Here is a 16,927-nt window from a genome sequence, read left to right as displayed (position 1 = left end):
CAGAGACGACTCGTAGGACGGCTTGCACGCGCAGACACACATGGCGGCGATCATCGCGGACATCTCGACCGCGACGACCACCCCCAGCGATCACGCCACGCAGTTGATCAATTACCCCACACTTTCTAAGTGGGCCGGCCCGGGTCTAGGCGTCCCGACCGAGCGCGTCGGCGAGCTGGCGGCGCGAGGTGACGTCGAGCTTGCGGAACACGCTGCGCAGGTGGGCGTCGATGGTGCGCGGGCTCAGGAACAGCCGGTCGGCGACCTCCCGCGAGGTCGCGCCGGTCGCCACCAGCCGGGCGATGTTCAGTTCCTGACCGGTCAGCAGCTCCACCGCGCCGAGCGCGGCCGGACGGACCTGCTCGCCGGTGGCGGCCAGCTCCGCCCGGGCCCGTTCGGCGAAGCCCTCCGCGCCCACCGCGGTGAACAGCCCGTGCGCGGCGCGCAGCGCCTCCCGGGCCGGCCCGCGGCGGCCGTCGCGGCGCAGCCAGGCGCCCTGGTGCAGCAGGGCGCGACCGTGCCACACCCGCAGGCCGCTGGCGTCCAACCGGGCCACCGCCTCGACGTGGAGTTCCTCCGGGTCGTCCGACAGCAGGGCGGCGAGGGCGGCGCGCACGCCCAGCGCCCAGTCGGTACCCGCCGCCGACGCGTGCCGCGACAGCCGGGCGAACGCCTCCCGGGCGGTGTCCCGCTCGCCGCACCGGACGGCCGCCTCGACGAGTTCGGGCAGGGCGAGGCTGGACATCCCCAGCTCGCCGTCGGCGACGGCCAGCCGGGCCGAGGCCAGGGCCGCCCGGTGGTCGGCGGTGCCGTTGGCGTGCAGCGCCGCCGCCGCGTGGACGGTCGCCGTCAGCATGCCCTTGCGCCTCGCGTGCGACTCCGCCAGCACCCGGTCGAACAGGGGCCGCGCCTTCGCCTCCACCCCGCGCACCGCGGCGGCGAACAGCCGGCCGTACCAGTGCGGCGGCACGCCGGTCACCTCGGCTATGCCGTCGGCCTCGCTGTTCAGCGCCGCCGCCTCGAGCAGGTCCCCGCGCTGGGCCGCGGCCATCGCCCGCATCCACAGGCCCACCGGCAGGACCATCAGCGTCCCGCCGGCGCGTGCGGCGTCCACGGCCCGGCCGGCGAGCCGGTCCTCCAGGGCGACGTCCCACAGTTCGACGGCGAGCAGGGCGGCCAGCGACAGCCGGCCCTCCCACAGCGGGTCGGTCACCGCGGTCAGCAGTCCGCGCAGCACCGGCACTGCCGCGAGGTCGCCGTCGAGGTAGCCGACGAGTGCGTCCAGCAGCTCGTCCGCACTCGAGCGCCCACCGGCCGGGGCGGGCGCCCGCCGGGCCGCCGCCAGGGCGTCCCGCGCCGCGGGCGAGGAGCGGCCGACCACCAGACCCGCCTGCAGGGCGTCCAGCAGGTGGATCCGGGCCCGAGCGGGGTCGAGGGCCGCCGCCGCCACCAGGTGGCCGACCGCGTCCGCCGCGCCGTCGCCGAAGAACGCCGCGCGGCCGCGCAGGAGTTGGGCCTGCACCCGTCCGGCGGTGTCGATCGGGCCGCCCTCGGCGGCCTCGACCAGCGTCACCGCGTTCTCGAACGCACCGGCCGCCAGGGCGGCCCGGGCGGCAGCGAGACTGCGTTCGGCCCGCAGCCGCGGATCGGCCGTCAGGCCCGCGGCCTGCTCCAGGAACGCCGCCTCGGCAGCGGCCCCGCCCCGGTGCCGCGCCCGCTCCGCGCAGCGCAGCAGGTCGGCCGCCGCCTCCTCGTCCGGCCGGGACAGGGACTGCGCGCGGTGCCACGCACGCCGGTCGGGCGCCGTCAGCGGGTCGGTGGCCTCCGCGAGCGCCCCGTGGACGCGGCGGCGCTCCGCGGGGGAGGCCGCGGTGTACACCGCCGAGCGCACCAGCGGGTGCCGGAAGCGCGACTGCCCGCCCAGTTCGATCAGTTCGCTCGCCTCGGCCTCCGGTCCGGCCTGCGGCCCCACGCCCAGCAGGTCCGCCGCCCGCCACAGCAGCCCCGGGTCCCCCAGCGGTTCGGCTGCCGCCACCAGCAGCAGGGTCCGGGCGTCCGGGGAGAGCCCGGAGACCTGTTGCTGGTAGCTCTGCTCGATCCGGTTGGCCGGGGAGACCGGCGTCGGCAGCCCGAAACCGCCCGCCAGCGCGGCGGGCCCGAGCCGACGCGGCAGCTCCAGCAGCGCCAGCGGATTGCCCCGCGCCTCGGCCAGGATGCGCTCCCGCACCTGGTCGTCCAGGGGGCCGAGCAGGCTGGACGCCAGCAGCCGGCGCGCCACCTGGTCGGACAGCCGAGGCAGCGTCAGCACCGGCAGCCCGTCGAACTCCGCGACGACGTGCGGGTCGCGCACCCCGAACACGAACGCCACCGACTCGTCCGCCAACCGCCGGGCCACGAACGCCAGCACCTGCGCCGACGCCCGGTCCAGCCACTGTGCGTCGTCCACCACGCACACCACGGGCTGCTCGCCCGCAGCGTCCGACAGCAGTCCCAACAGGGCCAGGCCGACGGCGAAACGGTTCGGCGCACCCCCCTCACCCAGCCCCAGCGCAACGGCCAGGTCGTCCCGCTGCGCAGCGGGCAACCGACCGATCCGCTCGTGCAGCGGACGGGTCAGCTGGTGCGCGGCGGCGTACGCGAAGTCCGCTTCGAACTCGGCTCCGTTCACCCACAGCAGCCGCACACCTGACAGGCCGTCGGTGACGTGGCGCAGCAGCGCCGTCTTCCCGATGCCCGCCTCACCGCGCACGACCGCCGCCCCGCCCCGGCCCGCCCGTGCACCGGCCAACAGCTCGACGAGCGTCGTGCGTTCAGCGGGCGGGACGTACTCGGAGCCGGTCACAGGAGCCACCTCGGAATCATGCCACGCCGTCCGACCCGGGCAGTTGCCCCCTCCGGCCCGACGGCGCGTGGACGGCCGTGGCGGTTCCGGGGGCGGCGAGCGGGGCCGCGACGGTCAGCGGGGCGGCGCAGGGGACGGGGGAGCGATGCCCCCGCTGCCGGGCCCGGGCACCGGGTGCGCGGAGCGGGGCGCACCGGTGGAGCAGCAGGCTGACACGACGTCGAGCACCCGGGGGACGCAACTCCGAGCGCCCGGGTGTCCACCGCCTCGGCGACGAGCGCGCCCGTGGTGGTCAGGGGCGCGGCGGTCCTTCCCCCCGGAGGGGACGGGGCCCCGCGGGCGGGTGTCCGCGGGGCCCCGTCGGTCGGGTCGGGTCCGTCCTCGTGCGAGGAGGGTCAGCCGAGGGTCCAGCGCTGGAGGGCGGAGCCGGTGTCGGCCTGCTGGGTGACGAGCGCGCCGTCGGCGGTGGAGGCGGTGGTCAGCGAGAGTCCGCTGCTCTTGGAGGTGATGCTGTAGCCGCCGGTCGCCGCGGTGACCACCCAGCGCTGGTTGGTGCCGCCGGTGCAGGTCCACTGGATGACCTGCGCACCGGCGGAGCCGGAGCCGCCGCTGACGTCCATGCAGAGGCGGGAGAGGCCGTTGACGATCTGGTAGCTGCCGTCGGGCTGTTGGGTGAAGGTCCAGTTCTGGTTGCTGCCGCCGTTGGGGCTCCAGGTGATGAGCTGGGTGCCCGCGGTCGTGGAGCTGTTCGGGTCGTCGAGGGCCTTGCCCCCGGTGGCCAGGGTGTGGGTGCCGTTGAGCGACGGGGTGACGCTCCAGGTGAAGGTGGTCGTGCCGGTGGCGGTGCCGGAGGAGGCGGTGACCGTGACGGTGGACGGTCCGGCCGCGGTCGGGGTGCCGGAGACGAGGCCGGTGGAGCTGATCGACAGCCCGGCGGGCAGACCGGTCGCGGTGAAGGTGAGGGCCTTGCCGGCGGTGTCGGTGGCGGTCAGCTGGAGCGAGAGCGCCGTGTTGAGGGTGCTCGACTGGTTGCCGGGGTTCACGACGGTGACGGTCTCCGCCGCCGCCCCGGTCGCGGTCAGCGTCAGGGTCTGCTCGCTCGCGGTGCGGGAACCGCCGACCGCGTTGCCGGTGGTGTCGGTCCAGCTGCGGGCGGGGGTGGTCTCGGCGGGGCGGCCGGGGTCCGCGGAGAGGCCGATCACCAGGCCGCTGTGGCGGTTGACCAGGCGGACGGTGCCGGTGGGGGTGTTGTCGGCGGACCTCCCGGGCACCACCCACCACTGCTGTCCGACGGCGGGAGCGCCCGCCCCGGCGGCGGTGACGGTGGGTCGGGTGCCCCAGGCGCGGCTGCCGGTGGACGCGGAGTCCACGCCGAGCAGCCGGCCGGTGGAGGAGTTGGTGATCCGGTAGGAGCCGTCGCCGTTGCCGGTGAAGGTCCACGACTCCAGGGCGGAGCCGGTGGGGGCGCCGACCGAGGTGGTGGCGGAGGAGCCGGCGACCTGGGCCAGGACGCGGCCGCCTCCGCTGCTGATCCGGTAGGTCCTGCTCTCGTCGACCGGCGCCGGGGCGGTGGCGGAGGCGCCGAGGGTGACGTCGACGTACTCGCCGGAGGAGCCGTTGGAGCACCCGAACGCGCAGTAGGAGCGGAAGCTCCTGCCGACGATCGTGTTGCCCGTCCTGCTGGCGCCGTCGAGGAACCAGCGGTACCAGGAAGCGGTGCGGTAGCTGCCGGTGTCACCGAGCAGGAACCACTTCTGGGTGGAGAGGTCGTCGGTGGCGTAGAACTGCTGGGGCGCCGATCCGCTCTGGTCGACGGCCTGGGGCTGGCCGATGTAGAGCTTCAGGTAGGCGTCGTAGGTGACGTCCATGACGAACAGCGGCGAGGTCGGGGGCATCGTGCCGGCCGCGATCTGCTGGGCGGCGGTGCCGGTGCGGGCCGGGTCGTACTCGCCGGACGCGGGGGTGTAGCCGGTGGTGCTGCCGGAGCCGACCGGGACGATGTTGCTCTCCCGGCCGCCGACGCCGGGCTGGCTCCAGGCGCCGTCGTACCACTTCTGCCAGGAGCCGGGGGCCATCTTGGCGGAGATCGGGGCGCGGGCCGCGTGCTCGTAGAACGCCTTCCAGCCGCCGCTCTTGTCGATGATCCGCGAGCCGTAGAAGACGTAGAAGTACCCCGAGGCGGTGTCGACGTACAGCCGCTGGTCGCCGTCGCCGTAGGAGAAGGTCTGGTTCGGGAACGCCGTGGTGTCGCCCCTGGTGGTGCTGTAGGGGGAGGTGATCACGTGGCTCCTGACGTCCCAGGTCCGGCCCTGGTCCTTGGAGACGGCGTAGTCGACGGCGTCGTAGTGCAGGCCGTCGCTGCCGAAGGGCTGGGGGGTGAACTCGTTGTGCACCAGGCCGTACCAGTCGCCGGTGTCCGGATCGACCCACACCCCCGCGAGGTCGCAGTAGTTCTTCTGGGCGTAGCCGGAGCCGCTCGGTGCGTAGGTGGCCTCGCGGCCGGTGGGGCTGTTGTTGCAGCGCCAGGTGGTGTCGTTGTTCCTGTCGTTGCCGTTCGCGGGGTTGACGGCGTTGCTGATCGCGCTCGACCTGGTCGCGGTGTCGAAGTCGGTGCCGGTGTAGAAGTCCCAGTACCGGCGCTCGGTGGCGCCGTACAGGGCGGCGGACTGCTGGAAGTAGAAGGTGCCGTCCTTGTCGACGTACGGGGACGCCGGGGTGTCGGTCGGGTGGGGGTACGTGACCGGGGCGCCGACGCTGACGGTGTACGCGGCGGTGGGCGGGGCCGCCGACGCCGGGGGCGCGACGGCGCCGGACAGCGTCAGGGCGGCGGCGGCGAGTGCGGCCGCCAGGGCTCGGCGCGGGGGAGAGGACACGGGCACTCCTTGAGGGTGGGGGTGACTTCACGGGGGGGGAGCCGACTCCGGCCCGACGGGCCCGCGTTCCTGCCGTCCGTGGCTCAGGGGGGACGGATCGGGTGCGTCGGCGCGGGGGCGCCGGGCCGATCGGCGGGGGCTTCCGGGCGCCGCCGGTGCGGATCCCGTCGTACGCGGCCGCCCGGGGCGACCCGTGCCGTCCCTGCGAGCACCCACAGGAGACGGCGTGTTCGAAGTTGCTCTCTTGTACGCCGTTTCGAGCAACTTGAAGCAAACCGTGGCAGCAGTCGGCGCCGCAGTCAAGAGCTGTCCCCTCCGGGCCGCCGCGGCGCGGCACCGCCCGTTCCGGGCGCCGCACCCGGGCCCGGCAGGTGTCGCGGCCGCCCGGCGGCAGGGGTGAACTCCCCTCCGCCGCCTGCCGGTTGGCGTTCGGGACCCGGGGCGGGAGGGGCGGGTGAGGTCAGGCGGGCCAGGCGCCGCCGTCGGTCGGCTCCGGGCGGACCGGGACGTCGGAGGGGTCCTGGAAGATGCCTTCGAGGGTCAGGTGCGCGCCACCGCGGGCGGCGTTGGAGAGCCCGAGGGCGGAGGCGGAGACGACGACCCGCGGGGAGCCGGGGGAGATCCTCCGGTCGTCCAGGAACTGCTGGACGGGGCCGACCAGGTAGCGTTCGAGGACCGCGAAGTAACCGCCGAGGACGATCCGGGGCGGATTGAGCACGTCCGCCAGGACGCCGAGTCCGAGGGCGAGGTCGTCCGCGACGGCGGCGAGGGCGGCGAGGGTGCGCGCGTCCCCGGCGTCGGCCCGGTCGAGCAGGTCGCCCAGCCGGTCGGCCAGGTCGATCGACAGGTCGTGGACCCGGTCGGCGGGGTCGGCGGCGGCGTCCAGCAGGGCTCCCAGCCCGACGGCCAGCTCCCAGCAGCCGGTGCGGCCGCAGGCGCAGGGCCGGTCGAGGCGGTCGAGCTTCATGTGGCCGATCTCCGAGCCGCGGATCAGTTTGCCGCCGGAGATGCTCGCCCCGCCGACGCCGATCCCGCCGGTGACGTAGACGAGTTCGCGGGTGTCGGCGTCGGGGGCGGCGAGGTACTCGGCGAGGGCGCCGGACTCGGCGTCGTTCTCCAGCAGCACGGGCGGCGCGTGGCGCCCGAGCCGCGTGCGCAGCTCGTGGACCGCCCGGACGTTGCGCCAGCCGAAGTTGCTGGCCACGGTAACCGTTCCGCAGACGGCGTCGACGGACCCCTGGGTGACCAGGGTGATCCCGATGGTGTGCATGCCGAGGTCGGTCACCGCGCTGAGGCAGTCCGCGACGAGGTCGGCGACCTCGCGCAGGGCGGCCTGGGGGGTGAGGGCGGGGACGTCGAGGGCGCGACGGGCCTGGTGGACGACGGTTCCGCGCAGGTCGAGGGCGAGCACGGTGAGGTGGTCGGGGCCGATCTCGGCGCCGATGCCGCAGATCCAGCGGCCGTCGAGTTCGACCATGCGGTGCGGGCGGCCGACCGCACCGGCCCGGTCGAGTTCCCCCTCGCGGACCAGGCCCCGTTGGATCAGCTCGGCCACCAGGACGGAGACGGTGGCCTTGGGCAGGCCGGTCGCGGTGGCGAGGTGGGTGCGCGACTGCGCGCCGTTCTCCCGCAGTTGGCGCAGCATCACGCCCAGGTTGGTGCGGCGCAGCGACGCCTTGTCGGCGACCTCGGGGTGGCCGGCCAGGACGGCGCCCGCGGTGCCACCCGTGCCGGGCTGCGTCTGTCGCACGTGTTCTCCTCGTTCCGGGGCCTGGAGCAGGCCGGGTCGACACCGGTCATGTTAGTTCATGCATGGCCCGAATTAATCAAGGTGGCCGTCCGGCGCCCGGTCCGGGCGACCGCGCCTCCCCGGGGAGGCGCGGGTGGTGCGGTACAGCCCCAGTTCCCTTGTCCCGACCGCGAGATGGCCGGTCGGGCCGCCGCCCCCCGCCGTTCGTCGCGTTTGTGCAACGACCCCCCGCGACCCTTGACACTGCCGGAGGTTAATTAACACACTGGCGGAACTAACCACCCGCAGCGTTCGGCGGACCCCCACGACCGCACCGGGCCGAGCCCGCCCGCGGCAGGCAGCAGAAGAGGACCCTCCCCCATGAAGAACCGCGCGCTCAGAACCGCCACCCTCGCCGTGGCGATCGCCTCCCTGGCCGGCACGGCCGCCTGCGGCTCCGGCGGCTCCGGCGGCTCCGGGGACAAGGCCGCCGGACCGGTCAGGATCGAGTTCTGGGGCTGGGCCCCCGGCTACGAGAAGTCCGTCGAACTCTTCAACTCCACCCACCCGGACGTCCAGGTCGTCTACAGCAAGATCTCGCCCGGGTCCAAGGGCGGCTACACCAAGCTGCTCAGCGCCGTGAAGGCCGGCAACGCCCCCTGCGTGGGGTCGGTCGGCTTCGAGACCCTCCCCACCTTCGCCGCCGCCGGGGCCCTGCAGGACGCGACGGCCGACGCCGCGCCCTACGCGAAGGAGTACGCCGCCTCCGCGTTCGCCCAGTCCGGGGTCGCGGGCCGCACCTACGGCCTGCCCGTGGACATCGCCCCGATGGCGCTGATCTACCGCAAGGACCTCTTCGCCAAGTACGGGATCACCGAGGCGCCGAAGACCTGGGACGAGTACGCCGCCGACGCCGCGGTCATCCACGCCGCCGACCCGAACGCCTACATCGGCTACTTCGGCAACGACGCCTACAACTTCGCCGGCCTCGCCCAGCAGGCGGGCGCCAAGTGGTTCGGCACCGGCGGCGACAGGTGGACCGTGAGCCTGGACGACCCGGCCACGAAGAAGGTCGCCGCCTTCTGGCAGGGCCTGATCGACAAGAAGCTGGTCAAGGTCGTGCCGAGCTTCGACACCGCCCTCTACAAGGGCATGGGCGAGGGCACCATCCTCTCCGACGTCAACGCCGTCTGGGACACCCCGATCCTCGCCGACAGCGTCAAGCAGACCTCCGGCAACTGGGCCGTCGCCCCGATGCCGGTCTGGGACGCCGCCCGGCCCGCCTCCGGCAACGCCGGCGGCACCCCCAACGCCGTCCTGAAGGGCTGCAAGCACACCAAGGAGGCCGTCGAGTTCGCCCACTGGTTCGGCACCGACCCGGCCAGCGTCAGCAACCTGATCAAGGAGACCGGCATCTACCCCGCCGCCCTCAGCGGCCTGGACAACCCGGCCCTGGCCGCACCCGACCCGTTCTACGGCGGCCAGAGGATCTACGACGTGTTCAAGGCGAGCGCCGCCCGGGTCGACCCGGGCTTCCAGTGGGGCCCGGTGATGACCAGGACCTCCGCCGCCCTCGGCGACGGCCTCGGCAAGGCCGGCGCCGGCACCACCACCCTCGACGCCGCGCTGGCCGACACCCAGGCCCAGACCCTCGCCGAGATGAAGACCCAGGGCATGGAAGTCGGCTGACCATGCACCGCACCCCGACCGCATCCCCGACCGCATCCCCGGCGCGCTCGCAGGAAGGGCGCACCGGGGCGCCCCCGAAACCCTCCCGGCCGGCCTCCGGCCCCGCCCGCCGCCGGATCGACGGCCGCCGCTGGGCCCCGCTGGGATTCCTCTCCCCGTTCGGCCTGCTCTTCCTCCTCACCTTCGTCGCCCCGATCTGCTACGCCCTGTACCAGAGCCTGTTCAAGCTGCGCCGCTCCGGCCTCGGGCTCGCTCCCCCCACCGAGGTCTTCACCGGACTGTCCAACTACGCCGACGCGCTGGGCGACCGGGTCTTCACCTCCTCCGTCGTCCGGGTGCTGCTGATCGGTGCCGTGCAGGTGCCGCTGATGCTGGGCCTGGCGCTGGTGCTGGCCCTGCTGCTCGACGCCCGCCGCACACCCGGCAAGCGGTTCTTCCGGCTGGCCTTCTTCCTGCCCTACGCGATCCCCGGCGTGATCGGCGGCCTGATGTGGTCGTTCCTGTACCAGCCGGACGTCAGTCCGATCGCCGGCGCGCTGGCCCACGTCGGCCTGCACGTCGACTTCACCTCCGAGGGCGCGCTGCCCTGGTCGGTGGGCAACATGCTGACCTGGGGCTGGACCGGCTACAACATGATCGTCATCCACTCGGCGCTGAAGGCGATCCCCGGCGAGTTCACCGAGGCCGCCGAGCTCGACGGCTGCACCGGCTGGCGGCTCGCCTGGCACATCAAGGTCCCGATGGTCCGTCCCGCCCTGGTGATGAGCACGGTGTTCTCCGTCATCGGCACGGCGCAGCTGTACAACGAGCCCGTCATCATGCGGGCCGTCGCCCCCAACCTGGCCGCCGACTGGACCCCGATCATGGCGGCGCAGAACGAGGTGGCCGCGAACAACTACCACGCCGCCGCGACCCGTTCGGTGATCCTGGCGCTGGTGATCTTCGTTCTCTCGTTCGGGTTCATGCGGTTCGTCAACAAGCGCGGAGCGGCCCTGTGAAGGAAGCAACGAGGGGCCCGGCCCGGGCCGCGAACCCGGCCGGCCGGGCGGGCGTGCTCGCCGTCCTGCTGCTCGCGACGGTCTACTCCCTGCTGCCGGTGTGGTGGCTGGTCGTCTCCGCGACCAAGGGCAGCAGCGACCTGTTCTCCAGCAACGGCTTCTGGTTCGCCGGCCGGATCGAGATCGTGCAGAACGTCTCCACCCTGCTCGGGGTCCAGGACGGCATCTTCGGACGCTGGATGCTCAACAGCCTGCTGTACGCGGTGGGCGGCGCGCTCGTCGCCACCCTGCTGTCCGCGATGGCCGGCTACGTGCTGGCGAAGTACGCCTTCCGCGGCCGCGAGGCGGTGTTCAACACGGTGCTGGGCGCGATCCTGATCCCGGCCCCGCTGTTCGCCCTGCCGCTCTACCTGATGTTCTCGGCCACCCACGTGGTGAACACCTTCTGGGCGGTCTTCGTCCCCAGCGTCGTCAGCCCGTTCGGCGTCTACCTGGCGCGCATCTACGCGGCGGCCGCGGTGCCCGACGAACTGCTGGAGGCCGGACGGATCGACGGCGCGGGCGAGTTCAGGATCTTCCGCTCCATCGTCCTGCGGGTCCTGCAGCCCTCGCTGGTCACCGTCTTCCTGTTCCAGTTCGTGACGGTCTGGACGAACTACCTGCTGCCGTCGCTGATGCTCGCGAACGACCGCCTGCAGCCGGTCACCGTCGGCCTGGTCGCCTGGAAGGAACAGCGCGGCCAGACCGTCCCCTACAACCTCGTCATCACGGGCTCGCTGCTGTCGGTCGTCCCGATCGTGGTGATGTTCCTCCTGCTGCAGCGCTACTGGAAGGCCGGACTCACCTCCGGCAGCGTCAAGTAGCCCACCCCACGCACCCGAAGAGGCAGAACGACAGATGAGTGAGCTGCGGCTGACCACCCTGACGCTGCCGACCGCACCGGTCGGCCCCGTCAACCCCCTCCCCCCGCTGTTCACCGGCGCCGACCTGCACCAGGTCGAGGACGCGGGCGAGGCGGACGAGGAGATGCGCCACAACATCGGCTACGGCCGGGTGCCCTCCGTCATGCCCTACCTCGTCCAGGACGGCTACACCCGCGACCGCTCACCCGCCGAGCACCCCGTCGCGGTGCTGGAGAACGACACCCTGCGGGCCACCTTCCTGCTCGGCGCGGGCGGCCGGCTCTGGTCCCTGGTCCACCGGCCCACCGGACGCGAACTCCTCTTCCGCAACCCGGTGTTCCAGCCCGCCAACCTCGCCCTGCGCGGTGCCTGGCTGGCCGGCGGCGTCGAGTGGAACATCGGCACCATCGGCCACGCCCCCACCACCTGCGAACCCCTGCACGCCGCCCGCCTCACCCGCCCGGACGGCACCCCGGTCCTGCGGATGTGGGAGTACGAGCGGATCCGCGGCGTCGTCTTCCAGATCGACGCCTACCTCCCCGACGACTCCCGGGTCCTGCTGGTCCACGTCCGGATCACCAACCCCCGCGACACCGCGGTGCCCATGTACTGGTGGTCGAACATCGCCGTCCCGGAGGCACCGGACGTCCGCGTGCTGGCCCCCGCCGACGCCGCCTGGCAGTTCTCCTACGACCGCCGGATCCGCCGCGTCGCGCTGCCCGCCCCGGACGGCACCGACCTCAGCCGCACCACCCTCTCCCGGGACGCCGCCGACTACTTCTTCGACGTCCCCACCGGCCGGCGGGGCTGGGTCACCGCCCTGGACGGGAGCGGCCGCGGCCTGGTGCAGACCTCCACCGAGCGGCTGCGCGGCCGCAAACTCTTCCTCTGGGGCCAGGGCGAAGGCGGTCGGCACTGGCAGGAGTGGCTGTCCGGACCGGGCGGCGGCTACCTGGAGATCCAGGCCGGCCTCGCCCGCACCCAGCTCGAACACCTGCCGATGCCCGCCGGCGCCCGCTGGTCCTGGATCGAGGCGTACGGCCTGCTGGAGGCCGACCCCGCCGCCGTCCACGGCGACGACTGGACCGCCGCCCGGGAGGCGGCCCGCGACGGGCTGGACCGGCTCGTCCCGCAGCACGTCCTCGACGCGGAGCTGGAAGCCGCCGCGCACTGGGTGGACCGCCGCCCGGACGAACCGCTGCAGGCGGGGTCCGGCTGGGGAGCCCTGGAGGAGCGCCGCCGGGCCCGGGCCGGCCGGAGCCCCCTGCCCGCACCCGGCGCGCCCTTCCCCGACAGCACCCTCGGCCCCGAGCAGGCCCCCTGGCTGGAACTCCTCGACCGCGGGCGCATCACCGCGGCCGACCCCCGGCAGGCACCCGTCTCCTACCAGGTCGACCCCGTCTGGGAGGAGCCGCTCCGCGCCGACACCGGCTGGCTCGCCCTGCTGCACCTCGGGGTGCTGCGCACCCACGCCGGCGACCTCGACGGCGCCCGCGAGAACTGGCGGCGCTCGATCGAGGCCCGGCCCACCGCCTGGGCCTGGCGCAACCTCGCCGCCCTCGCCGCCCGCACCGGCGACCTCACCGAGGCCGCCGGGGCCTACCGCGAGGCGCTCCGGCTGGCACCCGGCCTGGTGCCGCTGGTCCTGGAGAGCGCCGGCCTGCTGATCCGGACCGGAGAGGCGGCCGAAGCCCTGGCGCTGCTCACCGCCCTCCCCGCGGCCGACCGGGCCCTCGGCAGGGTCCGCTGGGCCGAGGCCCGCGCCGCCCTCGACTCCGGCGACCCGGAGCGCTGCGGCCGGCTCCTGCGCGAGGGCATCGAACTGGCCGACGTGCGCGAGGGCGAGAGCTCCCTGCACGACCTCTGGTTCGCGCACCGGCGGGCGACGGGCGGAGCCGACCCCGGCCTCCCGCTGCCCCGCGCGTACGACTTCCGGATGCTCACCGCGGAGGACGCCGGCTGAAGCACGGACCGTCGCCCCGGGCGGGACCGCCGCCGGGCCGCGGCGGCCCCGGTCGCATGGGGACGTGCGCACCGGGCAGAAGGCCGCGGGGCGCACCGGACGCGGACCGCCCGCGGGCCGCCCCGCGGTGACGCCCCGACAAGGCCCTCGCGGGCACGGACGAACGGGAAGGATGAGCGTCAGTGAAGGGTTTCCGTGGCTTCGTCCTGCGGGGCAACGTCGTCGACCTGGCGGTGGGCGTGGTGATCGGAGCGGCGTTCTCGGGCGTCGTCACCGCCCTGGTCCGCGCCTTCCTCACCCCGCTGGTCGGCCTCGCCACCGGAGCGGTGGGCGACTTCAGCCGACGGACCGTCACCATCCACCACGTGGAGTTCCCGTACGGCGGCTTCATCGACGCCGCGATCACCCTGCTGCTCACCGCGCTGGTGCTCTACTTCCTGGTCGTGCTGCCGTTCAACAAGCTGCACGAGCGCTTCGCCCCGCACCAGGACGTCCAGGCGCCCAAGCGGGACTGCCCCGAGTGCCTGTCCGCGATCCCGGCCCGGGCGACCCGGTGCGCCTTCTGCACCGCCGAACTCGCCCCGGTGCCCGACCTGCCGTGACCGCCCCGGGCCCGGTGGCGTCGTGGTGCCGCAGGACGGCCGCCGGGTGGCGGGCCGTCGGCCGGGCCCTGCGCCACCCCGTGCGCACGGTCCGGTCGCACCGCGAGCCGGTGGCGCAGACCGCCCGGGTGGCGGTGGCCTGCGCGCTGGCCTGGGAGGCCGCGGTCCTGCTGCTGGGGGAGGACGAGCAGCCCGTCCTCGCGCCCTTGGCGGCCCTGCTGACCGTCCAGCTCACCGTGCTGCGGACGCTGGCGCAGGGCCTGCGGCAGATCGGCGGCGTCATGCTCGGAGCACTGGCCGCCCTCGGCCTGCTGCGCCTGGCCGGGGCGAACTTCGCCAGCATCGGCCTCGCCGTCGGCGTCTGCCTCGGCCTGGGGAAGGTGCTGCGCCTGGGCGAGCAGGCCACCGAGGTGCCGGTCACCGTCCTGCTCGTGCTCAGCACCGGCGCCCCGTACGCCCCCGTCCGGGTCGGGGACACCCTGATCGGCGTCGCCTCCGGCGTCCTGGTCAACCTGGTCGCCGCGCCCCCCACCTACGTGGGCCACGCCGCGCACCGGGCCGCGCGGGTCGCCCACCGCCTCGCCGACCTCGCGCACGACACCGCCCGCGGACTGCGCGAGGGCTGGGACGAGGGGACCTCCGACGGCTGGCTGCGCCGGGTGGAGGCGGCCGCCCGCGAACTCGACCGGGCCCGGGAGACGGCCGCCCAAGCCGAGGAGGGCATCCGCCTCAACCCCCGGCGGCTGCGGCAGCGGACCGACCCGGCGGTCGCCCTCGGGCCGCTGGACGAAGGGCTGACCTGCCTCGGCCACGTCTGCGACCAGCTGGGTTCGGTGCTCCGCGGCCTCGACGACCTGGCCCGCGGCGAGCGCCAGTTCCCGCACGAGGCCGACGCGCGCGAACGGCTGCGGCCCCTCGCCGACGTCCTGGAGGCGGTCGGCGACGCGCTCGACGTCCTCGCCCGCATCCAGCGCGACCACGTCCGCGAGCCCGGGCACACCGACGACCTGACGGCCGTTCTGGAACGCGGCCGCGACCACCACGCCGCGGCCGCCGAGACGCTCTGCCGCACCGACCACGGTCCGGCCGTCTGGTCCCTGCACGGCTCGATCATGGACGAGACCCGGCAGATCCTCCACGAGCTCGACCCCCGCCACGGCCCCCACCCGTCCGCCCTGCACCCCCGGCCGCTCCGACGCGCCGCCCCGCCCGGGGAGAGCGCGGCCGCGGCCCCGGGCCAGGGGTCGCCCGGCCCGGGACCGCGGTGACGGTCCGCACGTTCGCCGCGGTCCACCACCGCGGCGACGACGGCGAAGTCGTGGAGAAGACGGTGGAACCGGTCCCGTACGACGAGGCGCAGGCCCTGCAGGTCGTCGGCCGCCACGAGAGCGACGCCATGGACCTCGACACCGCCACCGACGGCAGCCGCCTCACCCCGGCGGTCGGGACCGGGCCGGAGATCCGCTCTCCCGTGCCTACCCTATGAAAGTCATATATTAATAACTGGCTTGGAGCGAGGCCGTGCGCCGAGGGCCGGCACCGTGGTGCCCGGTTGCCCGGCCCACCTCCTTCTGTGGTGACCGTCCTCCGGCGACCGGCCAGGTGGCCCGGGCGGCTGTGGAACCGGTGCGTCGTCCGCCGGGGCGCGATGAACGATCCTCTCCGCCGGGCCTCGCCCAGTACCGCCCTGCTCGCCGCAGCCCCCCTGGGGAGGAGCGCGGGCGGGGCGTGACATGCTCGTCGCATGACGGGCCACGCGGAATCGGATGCGACGGCGGCAGGCGCCGGGCCGGCCACGGCGGAGGTCCGGGAGATGCTGGCCGTCCTGCCGGGGTCGGTGGTCTTCCTCCTGCCGGAGCACGGGCCGCACGGGGAGGTCGCGGACCTGCGGGTGGCGGCGGTCTCGCCCGGGGCGGTCGACATCGGCGGGCGCGGTGCCGCGGAGTTGCCGGGCCGGAGCGTGCGGGCCACGTACCCGGGCGTCGAGGACACCGAGTTGTGGCGCGGCTACCTGGCGGCGCTGGAGACCGGGGCCGTCCACGAGGGCGAACTGGAGTACCGGGAGAGTGCCGCCGGGATCCCGCACCGCTCCCGCTACCGGGTGCGCGCGGCGCGCTGCGGGGGCGGGCTGGTGGTCTCCTGGGAGCGGCTGGACTCCGGCGAGCGCGAGCAGCGGCGCCTGGCGCTGATGCAGAGCCTGGGGCGGATGGGCTGGGTGGACCGCGACCTGGTCCGCGGGGAGATCGTCTGGTCCGACGAGGTGTACGCGATCTTCGAGCGGGACCGGTCGCTGGGCCCGATGACGCTGGAGGAGCTGTCCGCGCACGCCGAGGGCGAGGACCGTCCGGCGGTGGAGACGGCGGTCCGGGGCCTGCTGGAGCGCGGCGAGCCGATGGACCGGGCCTTCCGCCTGCGGCTGCCGGGCCGCCAGGTGCGGCACGTACGGGTGGTGGCCGAGACCGAGACGGACGTCGAGGGCCGGCCGGTGCGGGTGCACGGCTTCTTCCAGGACCTCACCGCCGCCAAGGCCGCCGAGCGGCGACTGCTGGAGCAGCAGGAGACGGCGCTCGCCCAGCAGGGCCAGTTGGCCGCCGAGCGCTCCCTCGCCGCCCGCCTCCAGGAGACCCTGCTCCCGCCGCCCCAGCGGAACCTGGAGCTGTCCGGGCTCACCGTCGACGTCGTCTACCGGCCGTTGCAGGAGGGGCTCGGTCTGGGCGGCGACTGGTACAGCGCCATCGAACTGCCCGACGGCAGGCTCCTGCTGGTCGTCGGCGACGTCGCCGGGCACGGCCTGGACGCGGTCGCCACCATGGCCCTGCTGCGCTTCACCGCGAAGGGCATGGCCATCACCGGCACCCCGCTGCCCGCCGTCCTGACCAACCTGAACACCCTCCTGCTGCACACCCCGGAGCGCGACGGCGACACCGCCACCATGGTCATGGCGGTCTACGAGCCCGCCGCCTCCCGCCTCACCTGGGTGCGGGCCGGCCACCCGCCGCCCCTGCTGGTGCGCGACGGCCGGGCCCGCTTCCTGCCCTCCCCGCAGGGCATCCTGCTCGGTGCGAGCGCCACGCCCCACTACGGGGCGGCCACCGTCGACCTGCTGCCGGGCGACCACCTGCTGTTCTACACGGACGGCCTGGTCGAGCAGCCCGGCGAGTCGATCGACGCGGGCCTGGCCCGGCTGGCCGACGCCGCCCGGGCGCACGCCGACGGCCCCCGCTTCCTGGACGACGTCGTCCGTGCCATGCTCACCCCGCGGGCCCGCCGCGACGACATCTGCGTCCTGCACGTCAGCCGCTGACGGGGCCGGGCCCTCGCGGTCCGTC

At 74.6% G+C, this 16,927-nt stretch carries 11 protein-coding genes; 8 read left to right on the top strand and 3 right to left on the bottom strand.

Going from position 1 to position 16,927, the window contains the following annotated elements; all coding sequences use genetic code 11:
- Positions 1-145: 145 nt before the first annotated feature.
- The 3 genes from QSK52_RS25270 to QSK52_RS25260 all read right to left on the bottom strand — a co-directional run bounded on the left by QSK52_RS25270 (position 146) and on the right by QSK52_RS25260 (position 7,465).
- Positions 146-2,851 carry an AAA family ATPase gene (locus QSK52_RS25270; protein ID WP_285738440.1) on the bottom strand — a complete coding sequence of 902 codons (2,706 nt, stop codon included), beginning with the start codon at positions 2,849-2,851 and terminating at the stop codon, positions 146-148.
- A 386-nt stretch (positions 2,852-3,237) separates the two neighbouring features.
- Complete coding sequence (locus QSK52_RS25265) at positions 3,238-5,715, bottom strand: RICIN domain-containing protein (protein WP_285738439.1); 2,478 nt, start codon at positions 5,713-5,715, stop codon at positions 3,238-3,240.
- Between the two features lie 460 nt (positions 5,716-6,175).
- Positions 6,176-7,465, bottom strand: coding sequence for an ROK family transcriptional regulator (locus QSK52_RS25260; protein WP_285738438.1), 1,290 nt, complete (start codon positions 7,463-7,465; stop codon positions 6,176-6,178).
- 360 nt (positions 7,466-7,825) lie between these two features.
- Between QSK52_RS25260 and QSK52_RS25255 the strand changes: the two genes are divergently transcribed.
- From QSK52_RS25255 to QSK52_RS25220, 8 genes are all read left to right on the top strand, one after another.
- On the top strand, positions 7,826-9,133 hold the full coding sequence (locus QSK52_RS25255) for an ABC transporter substrate-binding protein (protein WP_285738437.1): 1,308 nt from the start codon (positions 7,826-7,828) through the stop codon (positions 9,131-9,133).
- A gap of 2 nt (positions 9,134-9,135) precedes the next feature.
- Positions 9,136-10,131, top strand: a complete 996-nt coding sequence (locus QSK52_RS25250; protein ID WP_285738436.1) for a carbohydrate ABC transporter permease — start codon at positions 9,136-9,138, stop codon at positions 10,129-10,131.
- Positions 10,128-10,994 carry a carbohydrate ABC transporter permease gene (locus QSK52_RS25245; protein WP_285738435.1) on the top strand — a complete coding sequence of 289 codons (867 nt, stop codon included), beginning with the start codon at positions 10,128-10,130 and terminating at the stop codon, positions 10,992-10,994. The genes QSK52_RS25250 and QSK52_RS25245 overlap by 4 nt, the downstream gene beginning before the upstream one ends.
- A gap of 34 nt (positions 10,995-11,028) precedes the next feature.
- Positions 11,029-12,996 (top strand): DUF5107 domain-containing protein, encoded by a 1,968-nt coding sequence (locus QSK52_RS25240; protein WP_285738434.1) that lies wholly within the window; start codon positions 11,029-11,031, stop codon positions 12,994-12,996.
- 182 nt (positions 12,997-13,178) lie between these two features.
- Positions 13,179-13,598 (top strand): large conductance mechanosensitive channel protein MscL, encoded by a 420-nt coding sequence (gene mscL / locus QSK52_RS25235; RefSeq protein WP_285738433.1) that lies wholly within the window; start codon positions 13,179-13,181, stop codon positions 13,596-13,598.
- 110 nt (positions 13,599-13,708) lie between these two features.
- On the top strand, positions 13,709-14,866 hold the full coding sequence (locus QSK52_RS25230; protein ID WP_285738432.1) for an FUSC family protein: 1,158 nt from the start codon (positions 13,709-13,711) through the stop codon (positions 14,864-14,866).
- Complete coding sequence (locus tag QSK52_RS25225) at positions 14,863-15,084, top strand: hypothetical protein (RefSeq protein ID WP_285738431.1); 222 nt, start codon at positions 14,863-14,865, stop codon at positions 15,082-15,084. Before QSK52_RS25230 ends, QSK52_RS25225 begins: the two co-directional genes overlap by 4 nt.
- Before the next feature lie 258 nt (positions 15,085-15,342).
- Positions 15,343-16,902, top strand: coding sequence for a PP2C family protein-serine/threonine phosphatase (locus QSK52_RS25220; RefSeq protein ID WP_285738430.1), 1,560 nt, complete (start codon positions 15,343-15,345; stop codon positions 16,900-16,902).
- Positions 16,903-16,927 lie beyond the last annotated feature (25 nt).

Origin of the sequence: Kitasatospora phosalacinea (assembly GCF_030268885.1) — a bacterium.
Classification (GTDB): domain Bacteria; phylum Actinomycetota; class Actinomycetes; order Streptomycetales; family Streptomycetaceae; genus Kitasatospora; species Kitasatospora phosalacinea_C.
The sequence above is the reverse complement of the archived record's forward strand: the minus strand, read 5'-3'. Positions and strand labels throughout refer to the sequence as shown.